Origin of the sequence: Bacillus cereus group sp. RP32, from assembly GCF_040459735.1 — a bacterium.
Lineage (GTDB): Bacteria > Bacillota > Bacilli > Bacillales > Bacillaceae_G > Bacillus_A > Bacillus_A wiedmannii.
On sequence record NZ_JARVHO010000001.1, the window covers coordinates 4367868 to 4385884 of the forward strand.

Below are 18017 nucleotides of genomic sequence, written 5' to 3' on the forward strand. Positions count from 1 at the left end.
TACTATTTAGAGGAAAGGCGACAACATTATTATTCCTCAATTATCTACCTACACAAAATTGTAATTATTTGGTATGATTATTTTAAAAGATGACAGGAGATTCAAACATGTGGCTACTCACGGCAATCGCGCCTGTTGTAATAGTCGGGGGAATTGTAGTATTTGTAATAAAAAGATTGGAACATAAATATAAGCACGGCAAATTAGGTAAGAAAAAATCAAATGAGGCTCAAATTTTATTAGACAGTTTAATACCTATAGGAATGCTTATTGGCTGTATAATCGGTTTGATTTTCGGTATGTTTTTTCCAAATTTCTCACTGCTTTCCATTAGTTTAGGGTCTGGAATAGGCTATTTATTTGGTTATTTCGCCTATGAAATTTATAGCAAGACAGGAAACCACTTTTCCTAATCCAAAAAGAATAAGCGGGACAGTACATAGTCGTCATATAAAATATGTACTGTCCTTTATTTTTGCATCAACGTTATCACCTTACCTTCCACATCCTATACACCTTTTTTATTGATTTTCCTCTCCTCCCTCTTTTGTATATCCACTTTTTTATTTTCATTGGATCTATACCCATAATAAAGTAGAGCGCATGTAATAACTGAACCTACAATATATCCTAAAAAACATCCTAACCAAAACATAATATAACCGCCTCCATTCATTATAAATTTTATGTAATACAACTCTTTACATGCTCAATCGTTTATTTCTATAAACTATACACCCTCTAAAGTTATTCATACCATTATTTCTCCTCTTACCTCAAATAACAATTTTATTATTTATCATAAAGTTAACACTCTCGTTAAACATATATAAAGATTGTTGTATTTCTTACTTTTCTCCTTGAAAACAATATATACTACAGTTGAAATAAGCAGGTACGTCTGCTTATTATCTAAATTCCCGTGCAATACCCCCTCAACTCTTCTTCATTTTAACTGTAGTCATGAAACAAAAAAATCCCCTCAAAGCATGAACTTCAAGGGGGAGCCTGTTTTTTATTTACTTATATACGTACAGCTGTACCACTTACAGCAACCATTAACATTCCATCACGAACAACTTCGTAATCTACGTCAATACCAACGATAGCGTTCGCACCTTTTTGTTTTGCAAGTTCTTTCATTTCATCCATTGCGATATCACGAGCTTCTTTTAGCTTGCTTTCGTAAGAACCAGCACGACCACCGACAACATCACGAACGGAAGCGAATAAGTCGCGGACAATATTTGCACCCATAATAGCTTCACCATTTACAATATCGATATACTCAATAATTTCTTTACCTTGAATTCCAGACGTTGTTGTTACAATCATGACTGACACGCTCCTAATAAGTTGTAGTTTGAATAAGCTTTCTTATGTCTTTATTATGACATGGAAAAAGTAATGAATCTATTGAATTACCTTACAGGAGTGTGACAATTTTGTAAGAATAAAACGCCTATTATGTTTAATAAACCGCTTTTACATTCGGATACATAAACGATTCCCTATTTTCTTTCCAATCCTTTTCTACTTCTTCAAAGGTTGGTCGCCCTAATTCTTCCTTGTTTTCCTGTTTACTAAACCATTTCTTCACATACTGCTCTCCATTTTTATTTTGAACCGTACAAAGGAAACTATTACTACTATCCTTCAATATTTTTACAATCACGAAAAGACACCCCTTCTCTCTTAAACTTGATCTTTTACTATAAGCCCTTCCTCTCTTATAGTCATACGACTCCTCGGCCGTGCCAAAGTTGTAAGATCAAAAACGATATTCATTATGTTTAAATATGTGATGTACATATTATTTAAAGAAATCAGAGTTATACGCATTATGCTTATCAAATATTTTATAGATTTCTAACTTATCATCTAATTTTGCATCTACTAAAATTAATATATTTCCATCGTAAATGTATTCTTCATATTTCTTAGCATGTTCTTCAGGAATTCCTAATCCAATAAATGCTCCTATTAAACTTCCAGCTCCTCCGCCAATACCGGCTCCTCCAATAGCTGCTGCGATAGGTCCCGCTGCTACGATTGGACCCATTCCAGAAACGGCAAGTATACCAAGACCTGTTAATAAACCACCGAGTCCGCCTGCTACTCCTCCTGCCACAAGCCCTGTCGCTGAAAAGATATCCGCTTTATGTGCAGTTTCATGATTCACTTTTTCACCCGATTTTTCTTCCAGATGTTCAATTTCCTTTTGATCCTTCGCAATAGCTGAAATATTATCCGCCGAGTATCCTTTATCATTTAATTCATTAATAACGAACGCCGCATCATCAATTGTTCTAAAAACACCTACTATTTTTCTATTTACATCCATAACTATTAACCTCCTAAAGTTTTATATAATGTATCTTTATCTTTCTTCATTTCTGTATACACTAATCTTCTTATTAACATAACCATTTACGAAAAAAGCGAATAATAAAAGGATTACAAGCGAACTACTTAACAAGTAAATTAAATCAAATGTAATATTAATCATCATTTCATTCATGTATACCAGACTCCTTTTTATTTAAAGTAAAAGTATATTTTTATAGACTAGAACTCTTATAATTCATCTTCAGTCAATCTCTTTCTAGTATATGTATACCCTTCGTAACCCTTTCTAAACGTAAAAATACTATAATTATATTTTTTCCTATTTATATGTTTAACATTTTTTAAAACGGGTATGTTTATATTGTTATGCTTATTATATGGAAAGGAATATTTCGATGAATGCAATCCAATCTACTACTATTCTTTATAATGAAACACCTACAATAACGCAGATTCATCATTTTTATGCTTTAATGACAACATTTCAAACGAATTTATTTATAAGTAAACATGGAACACTTACTTCTATTAAAAACTTAAGCACATTAGTATCCTTTTTCCTTACTGTAAAAAAGAGAGAGCTTGTATTATTTATCTTTGAAGGAATAGATGCAAAAAAAGCTTTAAGAACACTCTTTCCTTCTTAAAAGTTTTATTATCCCCCTATTCCCTCGATTGTTACTTTTCACATATAGTTTTATATTTCAAAATGATTTCCTCTATTCAAAACGAGACCCCCTTATACAAAAGGGGGATTTCTAGTTTGCCCTTATGAAAACTGATATAATATATATTACGTTTTCATTCTTTACGATTGAAAACTTTTAATAATCTTGAAGGTAGGAATTTTTAATGAAATCGAAAGCAAAATTTAGTATTCGTTACAAAATTATGGCTGGTTATTTAGTTATCATTTTGTTCTTGCTTATTTCTTTCATTATGTTAAACAATGGGATTTCCAGTTTACAAAAATCCCGTAATTTTATTATTGATCACGATTTTAAAGTTCTTAATTTAACGAATCAAGTGGAGAAAGATTTACTAACAATTGAAAATAAAGCGAAAGGATTTATCACTTCTAATGATGCAAATTACGTTCAATCCCTTAACGCTGCAGAAAAGGATTACGAAAAACATTATCAAGATCTTTTAGCTCTATTAGAGGATAACCCTTCTCAGCAAGAAAAATTAAAACAGATTAATGAAAACATTACTAGTTGGATTAATAAAGAGATTCACCCATTCATTACAAATCACAATAATAATAACGTACAAGCGATCGACACGACTCAAATTCAATCATTACAATCGCAGCTAACTAACTTCCGTAGTGTAGAGGAACAACTAACGAAAAAAAGAGCTGCACAATTAGATACCGAAAATAATAAATTAGAGATTTGGTTATACAGTTTATTGTTCTTACTTTCTTGTATTTCCATTATCATTTCACTCTATATTTCGAATTCCATTACAAAAACGATTAAAAATGTAATTCAAGCTATTAGATCCATTTCTTCTAAAGAAAAAATTACGGAAAGAATTCATGTGAACAGCCATGATGAAATAAAAGATCTAGCTCACACAACGAACCACTTACTAGACGAAATATCGAAAAGAGAGTGGCTGCAAACCGAGCTTGCAGAATTAATTTTAATGTATCAAGGTGTACCTTCTATTGAGATATTAGGTAAAAAAATTCTTAGTGGAGTTATACAAAAAACGCAAACTTCTTGCGGTGCATTTTATGTACGTGAAGAAATTGAAGAAACTGTCTACTATGTGAAGAAAGCTTCTTTCGCCGATCAAGGTTCTGATGTTGGAAAACAATCCATTAAAATGGGTGAAGGTTTCATTGGACAGTCTGCTTTAGAAAAGAAAAGTTTTATTCTTCGAGACATACCTGAAGAATTTCGTTACGTTACTACTGGATTATTAGAAATACGCCCTAAAAACCTACTAGTCGTCCCTATCTTATTTGAGGATGAAGTGATCGCAGTAATGGAGTTAGTAAGTGTAACTGAGATTTCAGACTTACATCAAGATTTAATTCAACAAACTGTTGATAATCTAGGTTTAACAATCCATAGTATTATGGGACGTATGCGAATTCAAACTCTTTTACATGAATCACAAGCAATGACAGAAGAGTTGCAAGTTCAATCAGAAGAATTACAAACGCAAGCTGAAGAACTACAAATGCAAGCCGAAGAATTAAGAACAACGAATGAACAACTAGAGTCTAGAACGGAAGAGGCCGAGCAAAAGACAGCTGACTTACAAATTACTAAATCAGAATTAGAAGAAAAAGCAAGTGAGTTATTACGTAGCTCAAAATACAAATCAGAATTTCTAGCAAATATGTCACATGAATTACGCACACCATTAAATAGTATTTTACTATTATCTGAAATGTTAAAAGAAAATCATGATAATCATTTATCTGACGATGAAATTGAATTAGCAACCGTTATTCATTCATCAGGGAAAGATTTACTTACTTTAATTAATGACATACTAGATTTGTCTAAAGTAGAAGCCGGAAAACTAGATGTGATTTTTGAAGCAACGAACATAAGTGACATGGCAGCAAATATGCAGCAAAACTTTTTACATATAGCTGCACAAAAAAATGTCGAATTTACTATTGAAGACAGTGATACGATTCCTGATCTGTTTTATACAGATGCAAAACGGATTGAGCAAATTATTAAAAACTTATTATCCAATGCATTTAAATTCACAGAAAAAGGATCCGTTTCTTTACATTTCGATTCGATAGAAACAACCAATTTGAGTCATGATATGCAGTCTATAAGTAATGATTGGATTACAATTTCGGTAAAAGATACTGGTATTGGTATCGCTAAAGAACAGCATCAACTTATTTTCGAAGCCTTTCAACAGGCAGATGGCGCAACGATTCGGAAATATGGTGGTACAGGCTTAGGATTATCTATTTGTAAAGAATTTGCTAGATTGTTAGGTGGTTGGATTACGTTGGAGAGTCATGTAGGAAAAGGCAGTACTTTCACTGTATATATTCCTAACCTTCCAAATGGATTAACTGATATACAAGTATCCAATTTAGAAGTTGCAGCAACGATAGAAGATGTTATTCCTGCTGAAGTTGTGGAGGAAACTATCGTGACACCAGAAACAAATAATGTCTTCCAAGAGAAAACCATTTTAATTGTCGATGATGATCACCGAAATATATTTGCATTACAAAATGCATTAAAAAAACAACATGCCAACATTATTACCGCACAAAACGGCATAGAGTGTTTAGACATACTAAAAAACAATACAAATATTGACCTTATTTTAATGGATATTATGATGCCGAATATGGATGGTTATGAAACGATGGAACATATTCGAATGAACTTAGGGTTACATGAAATACCTATTATCGCATTAACTGCGAAAGCAATGCCAAATGATAAAGAGAAATGTTTATCTGCTGGCGCTTCAGATTATATAAGTAAACCATTAAATTTACATCAACTCTATTCGGTAATGAGTGTATGGTTAATAAAATAAGTGAGGTTTAATTTAAGTGGAAAATAAGTATTATAATTTTGATCCATCCGTCGATATGGATAAGCGCACGAACTTAGAAATTGAATTACTATTGGAAGCGGTATTTAAACTATCTGGCTTCGATTTTCGCCAATATGCACGCACATCTATTTATAGAAGAATTTGTAATAGAATGCAGATCTCTAATATCCCAACCATTTCAAAGTTAATTGAAAAAGTAATTCATGAGGAAGGGTTTTTAGAACAGGTATTAAATGATTTCTCCATTAATGTAACTGAAATGTTCCGTAACCCTAACTTTTTTAAAGCGTTAAGAGAGCATGTCATTCCTGAATTAAAAAAGTATCCTGAAATTAGAATTTGGCACGCTGGGTGCGCAACCGGTGAAGAAGTATTATCCATGTCTATCTTACTTCACGAAGAAGGATTAAGTGAAAAAGCTGTTATTTACGCAACAGATATGAATACAAATGTGTTAGAAAAAGCAAAACAAGCTATCCTTCCGTTAAATAAAATGCAAACTTATACGAAAAACTATTTACAAGCTGGCGGTACACAAGCATTTTCTAACTACTATTCAACAGATAATCGTTTTGCTTATTTTAATCCATCTCTTTTACAAAACATTATCTTTGCGCAACATAATTTAGTAACTGATCAATCTTTTAACGAATTTCATATTATACTTTGCCGTAACGTTTTAATTTACTTTACAGGTAAACTTCAAAACCAAGTACAGCAACTATTTTATGAAAGTTTAGGCCACAATGGATTCCTATGTTTAGGAAATAAAGAAACTCTTCGTTTTTCAAATATAATGCCGCATTATATCCAGTTTAATCCGAACGAACAAATCTATCAAAAAATACAATAAAAGCGTATGAAATCCTCTGTTTGGATTTCATACGCTTTTTATTTCGCATTCGTTTGTATCATAATTAGGCACATATCATCTGATTGTGTTTTCTTCTGTTCTTCCTTATAAAACCCTTCTATCTCTTCTTCTAAATCTCCCCATTTTCTTTCTGTAAAAGCACGTAATTTCTCTTCAGACTCAAATTCATCATTTGCAATTGCTTCAAGCACACCATCTGTAAATAATAATATTTGAGCGTTCTTCTCAAAAGGTATAACTGTCTTTTCAACTTTTATTTCATCAAAAAATCCTACCGCACAACTCCCGCGATTTAGTTCCACTACATTCGCTTCATCGACTAAAACGTATCCAGAAGGATGTCCTGCATTTACATATTCAATTGTTCTCTTTTCTGTATCAACTACTAAGTATATCGCTGTAAAATAATATGGAATATTGTCATTCTCATTATGTAAAAGAGTCATATATTTATTTAAGTCTTTAATGACAAGTTCTGGATCGATTAAAGATTTAATCGTTTCACGTAATACAGACGAAATAAACATACAAACTAATGAAGCAGATATACCATGTCCCATCACATCTAATAATATAATACCGTAGCGGTTTTCATCAATTTTATACCAATAATACATATCTCCAGCTAGTTTGAATGAGGGTAAATAGCTTGCTTCAATTTTTATATGATCTTCTCTTAATGGGCTACTTAATAAGTTTCTTTGTACTTGTGTAGCTAAATCCAATTCATTACGAAGGTTTTCTTCTTGTTCTTTATGCCAATTTAATTCCGATTTCAAGCGTAATGCTACACGCATACGCGCTAACAATTCAACTTTATTTATCGGTTTCGTAATATAATCCATTGCGCCTATATCAAGCGCTTCAGCTAATTTATTCGCATCTTCTAAAGCTGTTACAAAAATAATAGGAATATCTTTACACTTCTCCTCATTTTGTAATCGCCTACAAACTTCAAGTCCATCAATTTCAGGCATCATAATATCTAATAGTATTAAATCAATTTCATTATGCCTGGAAGAATCTTTTCCAAATTGAATGTATTCGAAAAGCTCTTGTGCAGAATTAAGCGATACAAGATCCTGATATCCGGCTTGTTTTAAAATTTTTTCAATTACAAAGATGTTAACCGGATTATCATCGACAATTAAAATGGACACAAGTTATTTCCCCTTTTCTTATATAAAATGTAAATCTATGATCATTTTCTATTTTTCTAGTATTACATACTCAGTTACAAAATGAAAATTTCCTACTCAAACATATTTTTTATACAGCAAAAGAACAAACCCCCTAGAAATGAGAGTTTGTTCTTTCACTCTATAAAGTGAAACTTTAATCAGTGGGGGTTTTCTTCATCCCCCACTGATTATTAGTTGAACCAATCGGACTTTTAATTTAACACCATTGCTTTATCACTTAAAAGACGATCTAACTCTTCCATATGGTTTGTTTCATCTGCGATCATATCTTCTAACTTTACAACTAACTCTGTCATATTTAATTTCGCTGCCTGTTCTTTTCTCGTTTCATAACGCTTAATTGTTTCATATTCTGACTTCCTAGCTTCTTCTAACATTCCTCTAACATCTTCTACTTGTTTCACTGGTAAAGGGATCGTAGTAGGTGTACCACCTAACGTCTTAATTTTCTCCGCTAAATATAGGGCATGTCCTTGTTCATCACTAATTTCAGATTCAAAGAAAGGTTTTAACACTTGTCTATATATACCAGAAACTGTAGCTGCATTATGGTTATACATTATAATTGCCGAGTATTCTCCTGCTAAATCTTCATTCAATCCTTCGATTAGTTCTTTCACATCGTGTGACATTTTTATATCTCCTCCTATACTTAATAACTACCCCTTTTCTCATGTTTTAAACATAATTCTTTAAAATTTTTTATGTATCTAAAAACGCCGCTTGCTTCAATTTACTTATCGCTTGCCTTTTAATACGAGAAACGTGCATTTGTGAAATACCTAATCGTTCCCCTGTATCCTTTTGATTTAAATTTTCACCAAATATATAATGAATAACACTCTTTTCCGTATCATTTAATACGTTAAAAATATCCTTTAAAACGAGACGTCTTTCTGTCTCTTCATATCCTTGCTCTACTTCACCTACAGATTCAATTCTCGCTACCGAACTTCCATCAGATGAATTTTCAACTACATCATCTAAGGAAGATACTCGATAATTATTTTTCGCATCCATAATTTCTAGCACTTCCTCTTCGGATAGTCCTAAATGATCTGCAATCTCTATAATCTTCGGTGAACGTTGCAGTTGATCTGTTAGCTCCTCTATCGCAAGTTTAATCTTCCCGCCTAAATCTTTCATTCGCCTTGGAACATGAATACCCCAAGTTTTATCACGTAAATACTTCTTTATTTCCCCTACTATCGTAGGTATTGCAAATGGCTCAAAAGCGTTCCCTATTGAATAATCATACCTTCTTATTGCGCCTAAAAGCCCTAACATTCCTACTTGTATAATATCCTCATGCATCGGCCCACCTTTTGAATAACGATATGCAATGGAATGTACGAGGTTTTTATAGTGATTAACTAATCTTTCCTGTGCTTCATCACATTGGTTTTGTTGGAAGTCTATAATTAGTTTAATAACGTCTTCTTTAGCAAGATTTGTAGGTTGAGATTGGGTTTCCATCATTCTCCACCTGCTCTCTTTGTATATATTTTGTCATTAAAACTGTCATGCCCTCATCATGCATAATTTGTATATCATCCATTAACGTATTGATTAAATATAAACCTAAACCATTTTCTGGCAAGTGTTCTACTGGTTTACTAATATCATACGGACCAACTTTCTCTTTTAAGGTGCTAAAATCAAAGCTAACCCCATTATCAGCAACCATAATTTCTAATCGATCTTCATATAGGCCAAAGACAATTGCAATTTCTCCAACGTCTTCTTTGTATGCATGTTGTACAATATTTGTACATGCTTCACTAATAGCAATTTTCATATCTTCTATATCGTCATAAGCAAAGCCCATTCGATTCGCAACACCAGCCATTGTTAAACGAATAATAGCCACATATTCTGCCTTTGCAGGAATTTTCATTTCTATCTTTTCAAATCTCTCCATCATCCCTAGTCACCTTCTTTCTACTTTTTCAAAATCGGAATTCAAATTTAATATTTCTGTTAGTCCTGTAATATCGAATAATCTTTTTAGTCTTTTAGATACACCAATAAACTCTAGCTTTCCATCATTTTTCTTAATTGCTTTTAATAGAGCTATAAACACGCCTAAACCTGTACTATCCATATAATCTACGTTATGAAAATCTACTACAATATGAACCTCTTTTTCACTTGCAATAGGCATGATCTTATTTTTTAAATCTGATGCCGTATATGCATCAATTTCACCATTAAGTTGTACCGTATAACCTACATCATTTTGCAAAATATTTATTGCCAAATTCATCATTTCCGCCCCCTTATCTCAAACTCTTACTATTTAATTACCCATAAAAATTAATTTTAAACATATTTTTTTATTTTCATTATAAATAAATTTTCTACACCTTTCTCAGCTTAACACTAAAAAAATACTACCAAATGTTTAAACTTTATAAATTTGTGTATGTATAATGTATAAAAATTATTTTTAGGGGGATCTATCTATGGAAGAGCACAACTTAAAAAAGGGAGATTTCGTTCAATTTTCTTATCGACACGATCATGCTACAAAATTAATTGGTTCCATTATTAACATACTAATGAATACAATTGTAGTGGATATCGGTAATAGCAAAGACTTATCTCATATAGAACCAAGGCAGGTCGTAAAAATAAAGAATTGTGAAAAAGTAACGATGGTTTAATACATAATAGAAAGTGTAATTTTAATGAGTGGGGGTTCTTCATCCTCCACTCTTTCCTATGCAGATTACATAAAAAAAGCATCCAAATTAGTTTAATTGGATGCTTTTTTTATGTATATTTATCAGTTTGTTAACTTTATAGCTATATATAACAAACTTAAGATTACTATTCATTATCATACTTACGCTTTCCGCAGCATTCTAGAAAAGAATGTAACGATTAAAATAAAGACGATTGCACCTAGTAACGCTGGAAGAATAAAGATGCCTCCCCATTCAGGACCCCAATGACCAAATAACGCACTACCTACCCAAGATCCGATTAATCCGGCAATAATATTACCAACTATACCTAAAGGGAAGTCCTTTCCTGTAATCATTCCAGCTAACGCACCAATAAGTCCACCTACAATACACGTAATAATAAGTCCCACAATTAGACCTCCTATATTATTTTTATAATGGATTTATCAAGCTTTGGTATGTAACCAAAGCTTGATAAACATGTATTATTCTTTATGATCCAATCCATCATTTATCTTTTGTTTCACTTTTCCGACTTTTTCTTTTATAGTTCCTTTTGTCTTCTCCCACTTCCCTTCATTTTTCAACTCTCTATCTTCTGTAACTTTACCAATTCCTTCTTTTACTTGTCCTTTTTTCTTTTCAACCTTACCCGTAATTTGTTCTTTTAGCCCGCTCTCACTCATATTTATAATCTCCTTTTCGTAATAGATTTATAGATTTACAGGATACAAATTTAAATAGAATACATGCATCTTCTTTCTTGTAACCATTCACCGACTCTTTCTAAATCCTTAACGAATAACAAGATTTTTCCTTCATCCAGTTTTTCTTCATAAAAGTTAGCTTCTTCCTCATTAAGTCCTAACTCTTGCATCTTATTTCTTAACTGATCTCCCGTTTTTTGAAAGACGTTAATAATACTTGTCCCAAGTCCCTCCTCTTTTATTCCAATTGTATTCACGTCTGCATTGTCTGCGATTCTATCTGTCCTATCTTTCTCATGTGTTAATACGTAAATATCTTTTTGGTCTATTCCTTTCTTCACTAGATCATTCGCCGCATTCATGACCTCTTTCTCCGTAATAAATTCATATACAAAAGGTTTACTATACTTCGTTTCCATCTTTAACTTCCTCCTCTAAAATGAATTATTTGTTATATTATATGTAATACACCCATTTTTGAAATGTTAAACATAAAATATGAAAAAAGTTATATGAATTTTTTCTATCCTAAAACTAGCAGAATAAATCTACTTACAATAACTACCTGAAATAACAGAAAATTTTTATAATTAATCATAAGGAGGGATACTATGAAAAAAATCATATCTATATGCGCTCTAACCGCTCTATCTTTCACTTTAATAGGCTGTGCAAGTACCTCAGCTACAGACAAAGCTCCACAAGCTAAGCAAGAACATACACAAAATACCTTTCAATTAAACTCCGCAAATATTACAGACATTGAAATACTTAGCACAATAAATAACAACGTTTCAAAATCTCAAACAGACAACGAAGAAATGATACACTCTATCGTTTCAGCAGTTCAAAGCGGAACTCCTAAAGCAATTACACTAGATCGAAAAAAGCGAGAGTCTGCGCATTCTACTATAACCGTTACATATAAAGATGACGCAAAAGAAGAGTTTCTTGTGTGGGTTGATAATAAAGAGCAAATTACGATTGCTAAAGATGAGAAGAAAGATAAAGTTGAAGGTGTGGTAGTGAACATTAAAGACGCGAAAATGATGAAGGATTTCTTTTAAAATTCTAATATAATTGATGTTAAAAAAGAGTAGGATTACATCCTACTCTTTTTTAATCTTGTCCAATAAATAAACTTTTATAAAATCTATTTAAGATTTAATTTTGCTAAATCATGTTGTAAAACATTATTTCCTTCTTGTGGATTAAATACTATTGCACTAAGACCAAAAACATTCGTAACAACATCTCTATCTTTCGAACGAATGATTCTTACTTCATAGGCAAAAAGACCTGGAGGAAGAGCTACTGAACGAAAAGTAACATATCGATTAGGTGCCAATGTTTGTGTTGAAGGGTCTACTAATGGTAACAATACCGGATAACCTGATGACCAATCAAACATTTCAACAGTTACTGTATGAGTATCATCTGGATCAACATTCATAGCTTCCACAGTAAGAAACAACGTAGCGGAATGTCTACGTAATACACCCGTTGACAAAGTTTCATTGTGATGTTTATGACATTTTTCAGGAGGATGACCATAGCCATAACTCATATCAATTCCCCCCTTTCATTTACAATTAAGGACAAGTATTCCTTATAATATATAATGCTAGTATTATTTTAATGAAAGGTATAAAAGCGGATTTCCATCTGTATTTTTGGATATTTTATTTTTCACTTATTCCCTCTTAATGAATAATATAGATTCTCCTATTCTGCCCTTGAACTCCTTCTAAGAATAAATAAATCTATTTTGGAAAGGACCTGCTCCATTCATTTGTAAAAGCATAAAGTAAATTGAATCCGTTAAAACACATGAGTGAACTCTTGGTTTTCCTCTCCTATTAAAAGGAGGAACTATTATGGGCTTTGGTGGTAGTTGTGGCGGCTGTGGCTTCGCTGGAGGATTTGCTTTATTAGTTGTATTGTTTATTTTATTAATCATCGTTGGAGCTGCTTGCTTCTGCTAAAAAACTATCGGAAAGACACTCATGTGAGTGTCTTTTCTTCATATGTAAAAAAAGCCCGCCTATTTCCGTAGGCGGGCCTTATCTTTATTACACAATATCAAAGTATACTCTCTTTTCCCTTGATTTTTTATGTAATTATACATATTCATGAAAATAGAAGAAGTAACATATAAATTATGGGGATGCTCCATGCCCATCAAGCTAAAATTTTAAAATATCAAAAAAACGAGCTAACTCCTCCTAAATAGCTATATAGAGATAAAGTTGTCACTACAACATATTTTCCACTTTCAACCTAGTTATCAGTAAAATGTTTCTCTATAAAATCAAGAATTCTAGCATTGACTTCGTTAGAGAACTCACCATTAATTGTGTGAGATGCATTTTTCCAGTTCACTATATCTATATCTTTAACGTATTTTTTTCCAGTTTCAACTGCTTTTACCGAATTGTGCATTGTACTTTTTTCAGCCATTAAGGCAAGCACTGGAACATTGATATTTTTTAAGTCTTCTTTACTAAATAAATCAGGCGCCGGTGTTTTCAATTTATAGTTACGCATGCCCGACTCGATTAACTTAGCGATCGGCTCATCATCATTTGTTTCTGCTCCTCCAGAAACATAGCTTAACATCTTTTCTCTTAAAAACTTAGGTACAATAGGAACGGAAGCTGGAATAGATGCCAGAATCATCTTTATGGATATTTGTGCAAATACAAAGACTGGGTCCAATAAACTAGCCGTCGCAATATGCTTAGGGTTATATCTGGCCAAATTCATTGCTGTCCAACCTCCAATAGAGACACCCACGATATGCACTTTTTTTAAACCTAATCCTTCAATTACTTCATTTAACCATTCTGCTTGTTGTTTTTGGTTTTCAATCACCTTCGTTTGCACGCTCATTCCAGGTTCACCAAGTAAATCGATTGTGTAAACAGGCCTTTTCTCCCTTAACCCTTCTAAATTCGGTACCCACATTGGAGTAGATGCACCACGTCCAGGGAGTAAGAGTATTGGTTCCTTATGTTTATTTTCCTCTTTAGTAAAGTAATACGTACGAATTGTGCCAAATGTAGTTTCTATATCTTTCATATCGTTAGGTGTTGGAAGAAGTGCCATTGATTCATCGTAGGCAATTTGAAAGTCTTCTTTTCCTTTTTCAGATATAAAGTGACCAACCTTATTATCCTCTCTCTTCATTTGAATCCCTCCTTGCTACAAATATATGGATAAACTTTATTTATATATTCATGGGAATCATCCATTGAAAATTTATCTTCTTTAAGCCAAAACTGTCATTTAGAAAAAAGAAAAAGACACCCTAAGGTGCCTTTCTCTGACTTGAACCATCTTAATTTTAATAATATGTATTGGACTCCCATCCCATAACAAAAACGCTACCTTTTAAAAAGATAGCGTTTTTGTATTATCCTTGCTTATTCTTCGCTTTCATTTGCTCTTCATAAACAAACTTTGCAGTCATAAAATCGTTAGGAAAATCTCCCAATGCCTTCTTCATCACATTTAATTCTTCTTGTGATTTGATCTCTACTCCGTTTAAGAAATCAAATGCTTTTGATTGTTCATCCGCAACAAAGTTTTGCGTCATATAGTCATCTTGGAAGTCTTGCTTCGCTTTTTCTTTCACTTTGTTCATTGCATCTGTTTTATTTATACTTTTCACAGGGTTTGCGAATGCGCCTGTAGGCTGTTCTGGTTTCGGCTCTTCTTTCGTTTCCGGCTGTGGAGCTGGGGCTGGTTGTTGCTTAGGTTTTTCTTGTTGAACTGGCTGTTGTACTACTTCTTGCTCTTTTTTCGCTAATTCATCTTTTAACTTCTTAACTTGCGCATCAAGAGATTTTTTTTCAGTTTCTAATACACTCATATCACTTTTTAACTTTTGCATTTCTTCATAATGTTCATCTACTAATTTATTGTATTCTTTCTCAGTGTACATTTTTTCACTAGTTGATGTCGTTTTTCCCTTCGCAATAACTACATTAATAATTACAAGTAACACTATGATCCCTATTAACGCAGCTAAAATCTTCTTTTTATTCATTATTAATCCTCCAAAATGTAAAATTACCAAACTCATCATAACAGATGTAGCTACGTTCCTTTGTCATATTTTGTCGAACTAAAATAATAAAAAAGCATCTGAAACAGATGCTTTTTCTCAATCTCACTACATAAACATAATCGTCACTAAAGAATATCCTTCTTTCGCATTATACGGCTCAGCTTTATAAGAAACACGGTTCGCCCCTTGCGGATAACCGATTTCTCCAATTACTTTTTTCACATCTTGCAATGCGCCATCCATTGATTGTTTATAAAGGATTTCAACCTTTGGTGACTTTGCGTTATAACGTTGCTGCATTTTATTTTTGAATTCATTATAGTTGTTTGCAATGTATTCATTTCCTAAATAATTTAACTTTGTATCTTTTAAAATTTGCTGATATGCAGGGTTTTTCGTACTACCTGCCGCAATTTTATTTGTTAATGTACTATAATAATTTGTTGTAGCTTGCGGATAGTCACTTCTGTTCCACTCATGATTTCTTGCGATTTGCTCATCTGATAAGTTGAAATAGGAATACGTAACGCGGCCTTGTTCATCTGGCACTGGATCATCGAATGTTGTATCAAGGTGATACCATTTGTTTTCGATTTTCACTAAATTCCAAGCATGAGGCTGACCGTCCCCAGTTCCTACTACAAAATGATTCTCAATACCTGCTTCTTTTAATAATTGATAGGTTAATAGTGCGTAACCTTGGCAAACCGCAGAACGATTTACGAGTGCTTCATATGCTGTGTAAGCTTTATAAGACGTATCGTAAGAAATATGCTTTACGACATAATCATGAATCGCCTTCACTTTTTCATGATCATCCATTCCAACTTGCGTAATAGAAGAAACAATTGCCTTTGCTTGCTTCATTACATATTCCGTTTGTTCTTTCGTTTCACGATATGTAATCTTTAACGTAAACGTATAATTTCCAGGTGATCCAGAAATTCCATATGAAACATTCGACCTATTATAATTTGTATACTCATTTTTACTTGCAACTTCTTTATAGGCATTGAAAAGTGTCTTCATTACTTCTTCCTGATCACTATTTTTCGTTTTATATGGAAGTGTAATATTCGTTTCATACGTATTAATACGCTTTTGCACTTCATCTTTAAATGCTGCTAATAATACCGCATCCCCTGTATCTTGCACCGCAACTTCAGGCTTTTTATATTTCAAAGTATTATATAAAAACTGTGCATACTGTTCACGTTTTACTGTGCTAGTTGGTTCAAACTTCCCTTCGCCTGTACCAGAAGCAATCCCGTTTGATTGCACTGCACTTATCGCATTTTCGCCCCAAAAACCACTTGGAACATCGTTAAATGTATGCTTTTGTTTCGTAGAAAGATGGAAAGCGTTTGTAAGAATTTGTGCCATTTCTGCGCGGCTAACAGAATCTTTCGGTCTAAATCCACCGTTTGCATCACCTTTAAAAACCCCTAATTTCGTTAACGTTAAAACCTCTTCTGGAAACAATGTTGAACCTGAGCGAATATCTCGATACGGATTATTTAAAGTAGATCCATCTTTTAATACGTAACGAGCACCTTCATTACTGAACGTACCACCTTGCTTATTTGGTTCTAACACACGATAAATTAAAGCTGCAACTTGCTCTCTCGTCGCAACATCACCGAAACCAAACTTCCCATTTCCATAACCGGAAATAATATTTTTACTCGCTAAATCTTTAATCGCGGGATACGACCAATGCGATGTAGGCACATCAGAAAAAATACCCGCCTCAGCAGCTTTCACATCACTGCCATTCGTATATAATAAAGCGCCACCAATAAGTGTTAATGATGTAATTGATTTTAATAGTTTTGTGTACATAATTCCTTCTCCCAATACGTTCTCTATTTTTATATTTTGTCGAAAAATCTAAAATAATATGACAAAACATATTATACTATTAAAATTTTTTGAAGGATATATTAAGTTTTGAAATATGCAAAAACTCATATTATTATATTTTTCCGTATTAATATTATGTTGTTTTATTTATGAATATGTATAGGTAGTAACTCGTTATAACTCCCCTCATGGTAATCTCTAATTTTATATTGAAATTCTTTAAAATAATTATTCTTTATTTCTCAATATAAGGAGCCTTGGATTTTCATTAACACTCCTGTAATATTATTATCAAAGAGTAAGGTAAGAGTTACTCTTTGCCATTTTAGAAGAGGTTCTGTTGGAGACAACAGAACCTTTTTTCATATAGAGATAGTTTTATTGAATTTTTCACCGCTAACTATAAAAAAACATCTTATAATCACAATGTAACAAATTAATGCATTTAGGATAAAACAAATGCCAGTTACAATAGAACTTATTCTTTTCATTCTTATAGTAATCAGTGCTGTTGGCTATTTAATAAAAGAATACCGACTATCATAATCTAATTTATAAAACATGAATTCCTTCGAATAAAACTCAATATTATGTCCATAATGTTGATAGGCTGTATGCCAAAAAATTCATTTAGTTTTCTCTGTATCTCCTTGTATTGAGCAGTTAGCCATTGCTAGCTGCTCTTTTATATGTAAC

At 32.7% G+C, this 18017-nt stretch carries 23 protein-coding genes; 7 read left to right on the plus strand and 16 right to left on the minus strand.

Going from position 1 to position 18017, the window contains the following annotated elements:
* The first annotated feature begins 107 nt into the window (after nucleotides 1-107).
* Nucleotides 108-413: a hypothetical protein gene (locus tag QCI46_RS22505; protein ID WP_353841440.1), complete on the plus strand. Its 306-nt coding sequence runs from the start codon at nucleotides 108-110 to the stop codon at nucleotides 411-413.
* Nucleotides 414-1023: 610 nt separating this feature from the next.
* On the opposite strand, the gene QCI46_RS22510 is transcribed toward QCI46_RS22505, so the two are convergent.
* From QCI46_RS22510 to QCI46_RS22525, 4 genes are all read right to left on the minus strand, one after another.
* Complete coding sequence (locus QCI46_RS22510) at nucleotides 1024-1335, minus strand: YbjQ family protein (RefSeq protein ID WP_000637510.1); 312 nt, start codon at nucleotides 1333-1335, stop codon at nucleotides 1024-1026.
* Nucleotides 1336-1471: 136 nt separating this feature from the next.
* Entirely contained in the window at nucleotides 1472-1675 is a 204-nt protein-coding gene (locus QCI46_RS22515) for a DUF4028 family protein (protein ID WP_353841441.1), read from the minus strand.
* Nucleotides 1676-1813: 138 nt separating this feature from the next.
* Complete coding sequence (locus QCI46_RS22520; RefSeq protein ID WP_353841442.1) at nucleotides 1814-2344, minus strand: general stress protein; 531 nt, start codon at nucleotides 2342-2344, stop codon at nucleotides 1814-1816.
* 36 nt (nucleotides 2345-2380) lie between these two features.
* The gene (locus QCI46_RS22525) at nucleotides 2381-2521 is read right to left on the minus strand and encodes a hypothetical protein (protein ID WP_080377776.1); all 141 of its coding nucleotides are present in this window, start codon (nucleotides 2519-2521) and stop codon (nucleotides 2381-2383) included.
* A 223-nt stretch (nucleotides 2522-2744) separates the two neighbouring features.
* Here QCI46_RS22525 and QCI46_RS22530 point away from each other — a divergent pair, with 223 nt between their 5' ends.
* The 3 genes from QCI46_RS22530 (at nucleotide 2745) to QCI46_RS22540 (ending at nucleotide 6766) form a co-directional block, all read left to right on the plus strand.
* Nucleotides 2745-2996 carry a hypothetical protein gene (locus QCI46_RS22530; RefSeq protein ID WP_116443159.1) on the plus strand — a complete coding sequence of 84 codons (252 nt, stop codon included), beginning with the start codon at nucleotides 2745-2747 and terminating at the stop codon, nucleotides 2994-2996.
* Between the two features lie 205 nt (nucleotides 2997-3201).
* Entirely contained in the window at nucleotides 3202-5892 is a 2691-nt protein-coding gene (locus QCI46_RS22535; RefSeq protein ID WP_353841443.1) for an ATP-binding protein, read from the plus strand.
* Nucleotides 5893-5908: 16 nt separating this feature from the next.
* Nucleotides 5909-6766, plus strand: coding sequence for a CheR family methyltransferase (locus QCI46_RS22540; protein WP_157349499.1), 858 nt, complete (start codon nucleotides 5909-5911; stop codon nucleotides 6764-6766).
* Between the two features lie 38 nt (nucleotides 6767-6804).
* Here the strand turns inward: QCI46_RS22540 and QCI46_RS22545 are convergent, their stop codons facing one another.
* From QCI46_RS22545 to rsbV, 5 genes are all read right to left on the minus strand, one after another.
* The gene (locus QCI46_RS22545; protein WP_098080711.1) at nucleotides 6805-7947 is read right to left on the minus strand and encodes a fused response regulator/phosphatase; all 1143 of its coding nucleotides are present in this window, start codon (nucleotides 7945-7947) and stop codon (nucleotides 6805-6807) included.
* A gap of 233 nt (nucleotides 7948-8180) precedes the next feature.
* Nucleotides 8181-8621 carry a ferritin-like domain-containing protein gene (locus tag QCI46_RS22550; protein ID WP_353841444.1) on the minus strand — a complete coding sequence of 147 codons (441 nt, stop codon included), beginning with the start codon at nucleotides 8619-8621 and terminating at the stop codon, nucleotides 8181-8183.
* Between the two features lie 70 nt (nucleotides 8622-8691).
* Nucleotides 8692-9468, minus strand: a complete 777-nt coding sequence (sigB, locus tag QCI46_RS22555) for an RNA polymerase sigma factor SigB (RefSeq protein ID WP_353841445.1) — start codon at nucleotides 9466-9468, stop codon at nucleotides 8692-8694.
* Nucleotides 9431-9913: an anti-sigma B factor RsbW gene (gene rsbW, locus QCI46_RS22560; protein ID WP_060489146.1), complete on the minus strand. Its 483-nt coding sequence runs from the start codon at nucleotides 9911-9913 to the stop codon at nucleotides 9431-9433. The genes sigB and rsbW overlap by 38 nt, the downstream gene beginning before the upstream one ends.
* Nucleotides 9914-9919: 6 nt before the next feature.
* Nucleotides 9920-10258 carry an anti sigma b factor antagonist RsbV gene (rsbV, locus tag QCI46_RS22565; RefSeq protein ID WP_002108734.1) on the minus strand — a complete coding sequence of 113 codons (339 nt, stop codon included), beginning with the start codon at nucleotides 10256-10258 and terminating at the stop codon, nucleotides 9920-9922.
* A gap of 196 nt (nucleotides 10259-10454) precedes the next feature.
* Here rsbV and QCI46_RS22570 point away from each other — a divergent pair, with 196 nt between their 5' ends.
* On the plus strand, nucleotides 10455-10655 hold the full coding sequence (locus QCI46_RS22570; protein ID WP_353841446.1) for a methyltransferase: 201 nt from the start codon (nucleotides 10455-10457) through the stop codon (nucleotides 10653-10655).
* A gap of 182 nt (nucleotides 10656-10837) precedes the next feature.
* On the opposite strand, the gene QCI46_RS22575 is transcribed toward QCI46_RS22570, so the two are convergent.
* The 3 genes from QCI46_RS22575 to QCI46_RS22585 all read right to left on the minus strand — a co-directional run bounded on the left by QCI46_RS22575 (nucleotide 10838) and on the right by QCI46_RS22585 (nucleotide 11805).
* Entirely contained in the window at nucleotides 10838-11089 is a 252-nt protein-coding gene (locus QCI46_RS22575) for a GlsB/YeaQ/YmgE family stress response membrane protein (protein ID WP_000522901.1), read from the minus strand.
* 75 nt (nucleotides 11090-11164) lie between these two features.
* A complete protein-coding gene (locus QCI46_RS22580) occupies nucleotides 11165-11365 on the minus strand; it encodes a CsbD family protein (protein WP_353841447.1) in 201 nt (66 codons plus the stop codon).
* Between the two features lie 50 nt (nucleotides 11366-11415).
* Nucleotides 11416-11805, minus strand: coding sequence for a YflT domain-containing protein (locus QCI46_RS22585; protein ID WP_000448802.1), 390 nt, complete (start codon nucleotides 11803-11805; stop codon nucleotides 11416-11418).
* A gap of 192 nt (nucleotides 11806-11997) precedes the next feature.
* Here QCI46_RS22585 and QCI46_RS22590 point away from each other — a divergent pair, with 192 nt between their 5' ends.
* Nucleotides 11998-12453 (plus strand): lipoprotein, encoded by a 456-nt coding sequence (locus QCI46_RS22590; RefSeq protein WP_353841448.1) that lies wholly within the window; start codon nucleotides 11998-12000, stop codon nucleotides 12451-12453.
* 86 nt (nucleotides 12454-12539) lie between these two features.
* Here the strand turns inward: QCI46_RS22590 and QCI46_RS22595 are convergent, their stop codons facing one another.
* Nucleotides 12540-12953, minus strand: a complete 414-nt coding sequence (locus QCI46_RS22595) for a hypothetical protein (protein ID WP_353841449.1) — start codon at nucleotides 12951-12953, stop codon at nucleotides 12540-12542.
* A 310-nt stretch (nucleotides 12954-13263) separates the two neighbouring features.
* Between QCI46_RS22595 and QCI46_RS22600 the strand changes: the two genes are divergently transcribed.
* Nucleotides 13264-13371, plus strand: a complete 108-nt coding sequence (locus tag QCI46_RS22600; RefSeq protein WP_000505670.1) for a YjcZ family sporulation protein — start codon at nucleotides 13264-13266, stop codon at nucleotides 13369-13371.
* A gap of 295 nt (nucleotides 13372-13666) precedes the next feature.
* Here QCI46_RS22600 and QCI46_RS22605 read toward each other — a convergent pair whose 3' ends face one another.
* The 3 genes from QCI46_RS22605 to QCI46_RS22615 all read right to left on the minus strand — a co-directional run bounded on the left by QCI46_RS22605 (nucleotide 13667) and on the right by QCI46_RS22615 (nucleotide 17300).
* Nucleotides 13667-14575, minus strand: a complete 909-nt coding sequence (locus QCI46_RS22605; RefSeq protein ID WP_353841450.1) for an alpha/beta fold hydrolase — start codon at nucleotides 14573-14575, stop codon at nucleotides 13667-13669.
* Between the two features lie 226 nt (nucleotides 14576-14801).
* Nucleotides 14802-15437, minus strand: a complete 636-nt coding sequence (locus QCI46_RS22610; RefSeq protein ID WP_353841451.1) for a hypothetical protein — start codon at nucleotides 15435-15437, stop codon at nucleotides 14802-14804.
* A 126-nt stretch (nucleotides 15438-15563) separates the two neighbouring features.
* Nucleotides 15564-17300, minus strand: a complete 1737-nt coding sequence (locus QCI46_RS22615) for an S-layer homology domain-containing protein (RefSeq protein WP_353841452.1) — start codon at nucleotides 17298-17300, stop codon at nucleotides 15564-15566.
* Nucleotides 17301-18017: the final 717 nt, after the last annotated feature.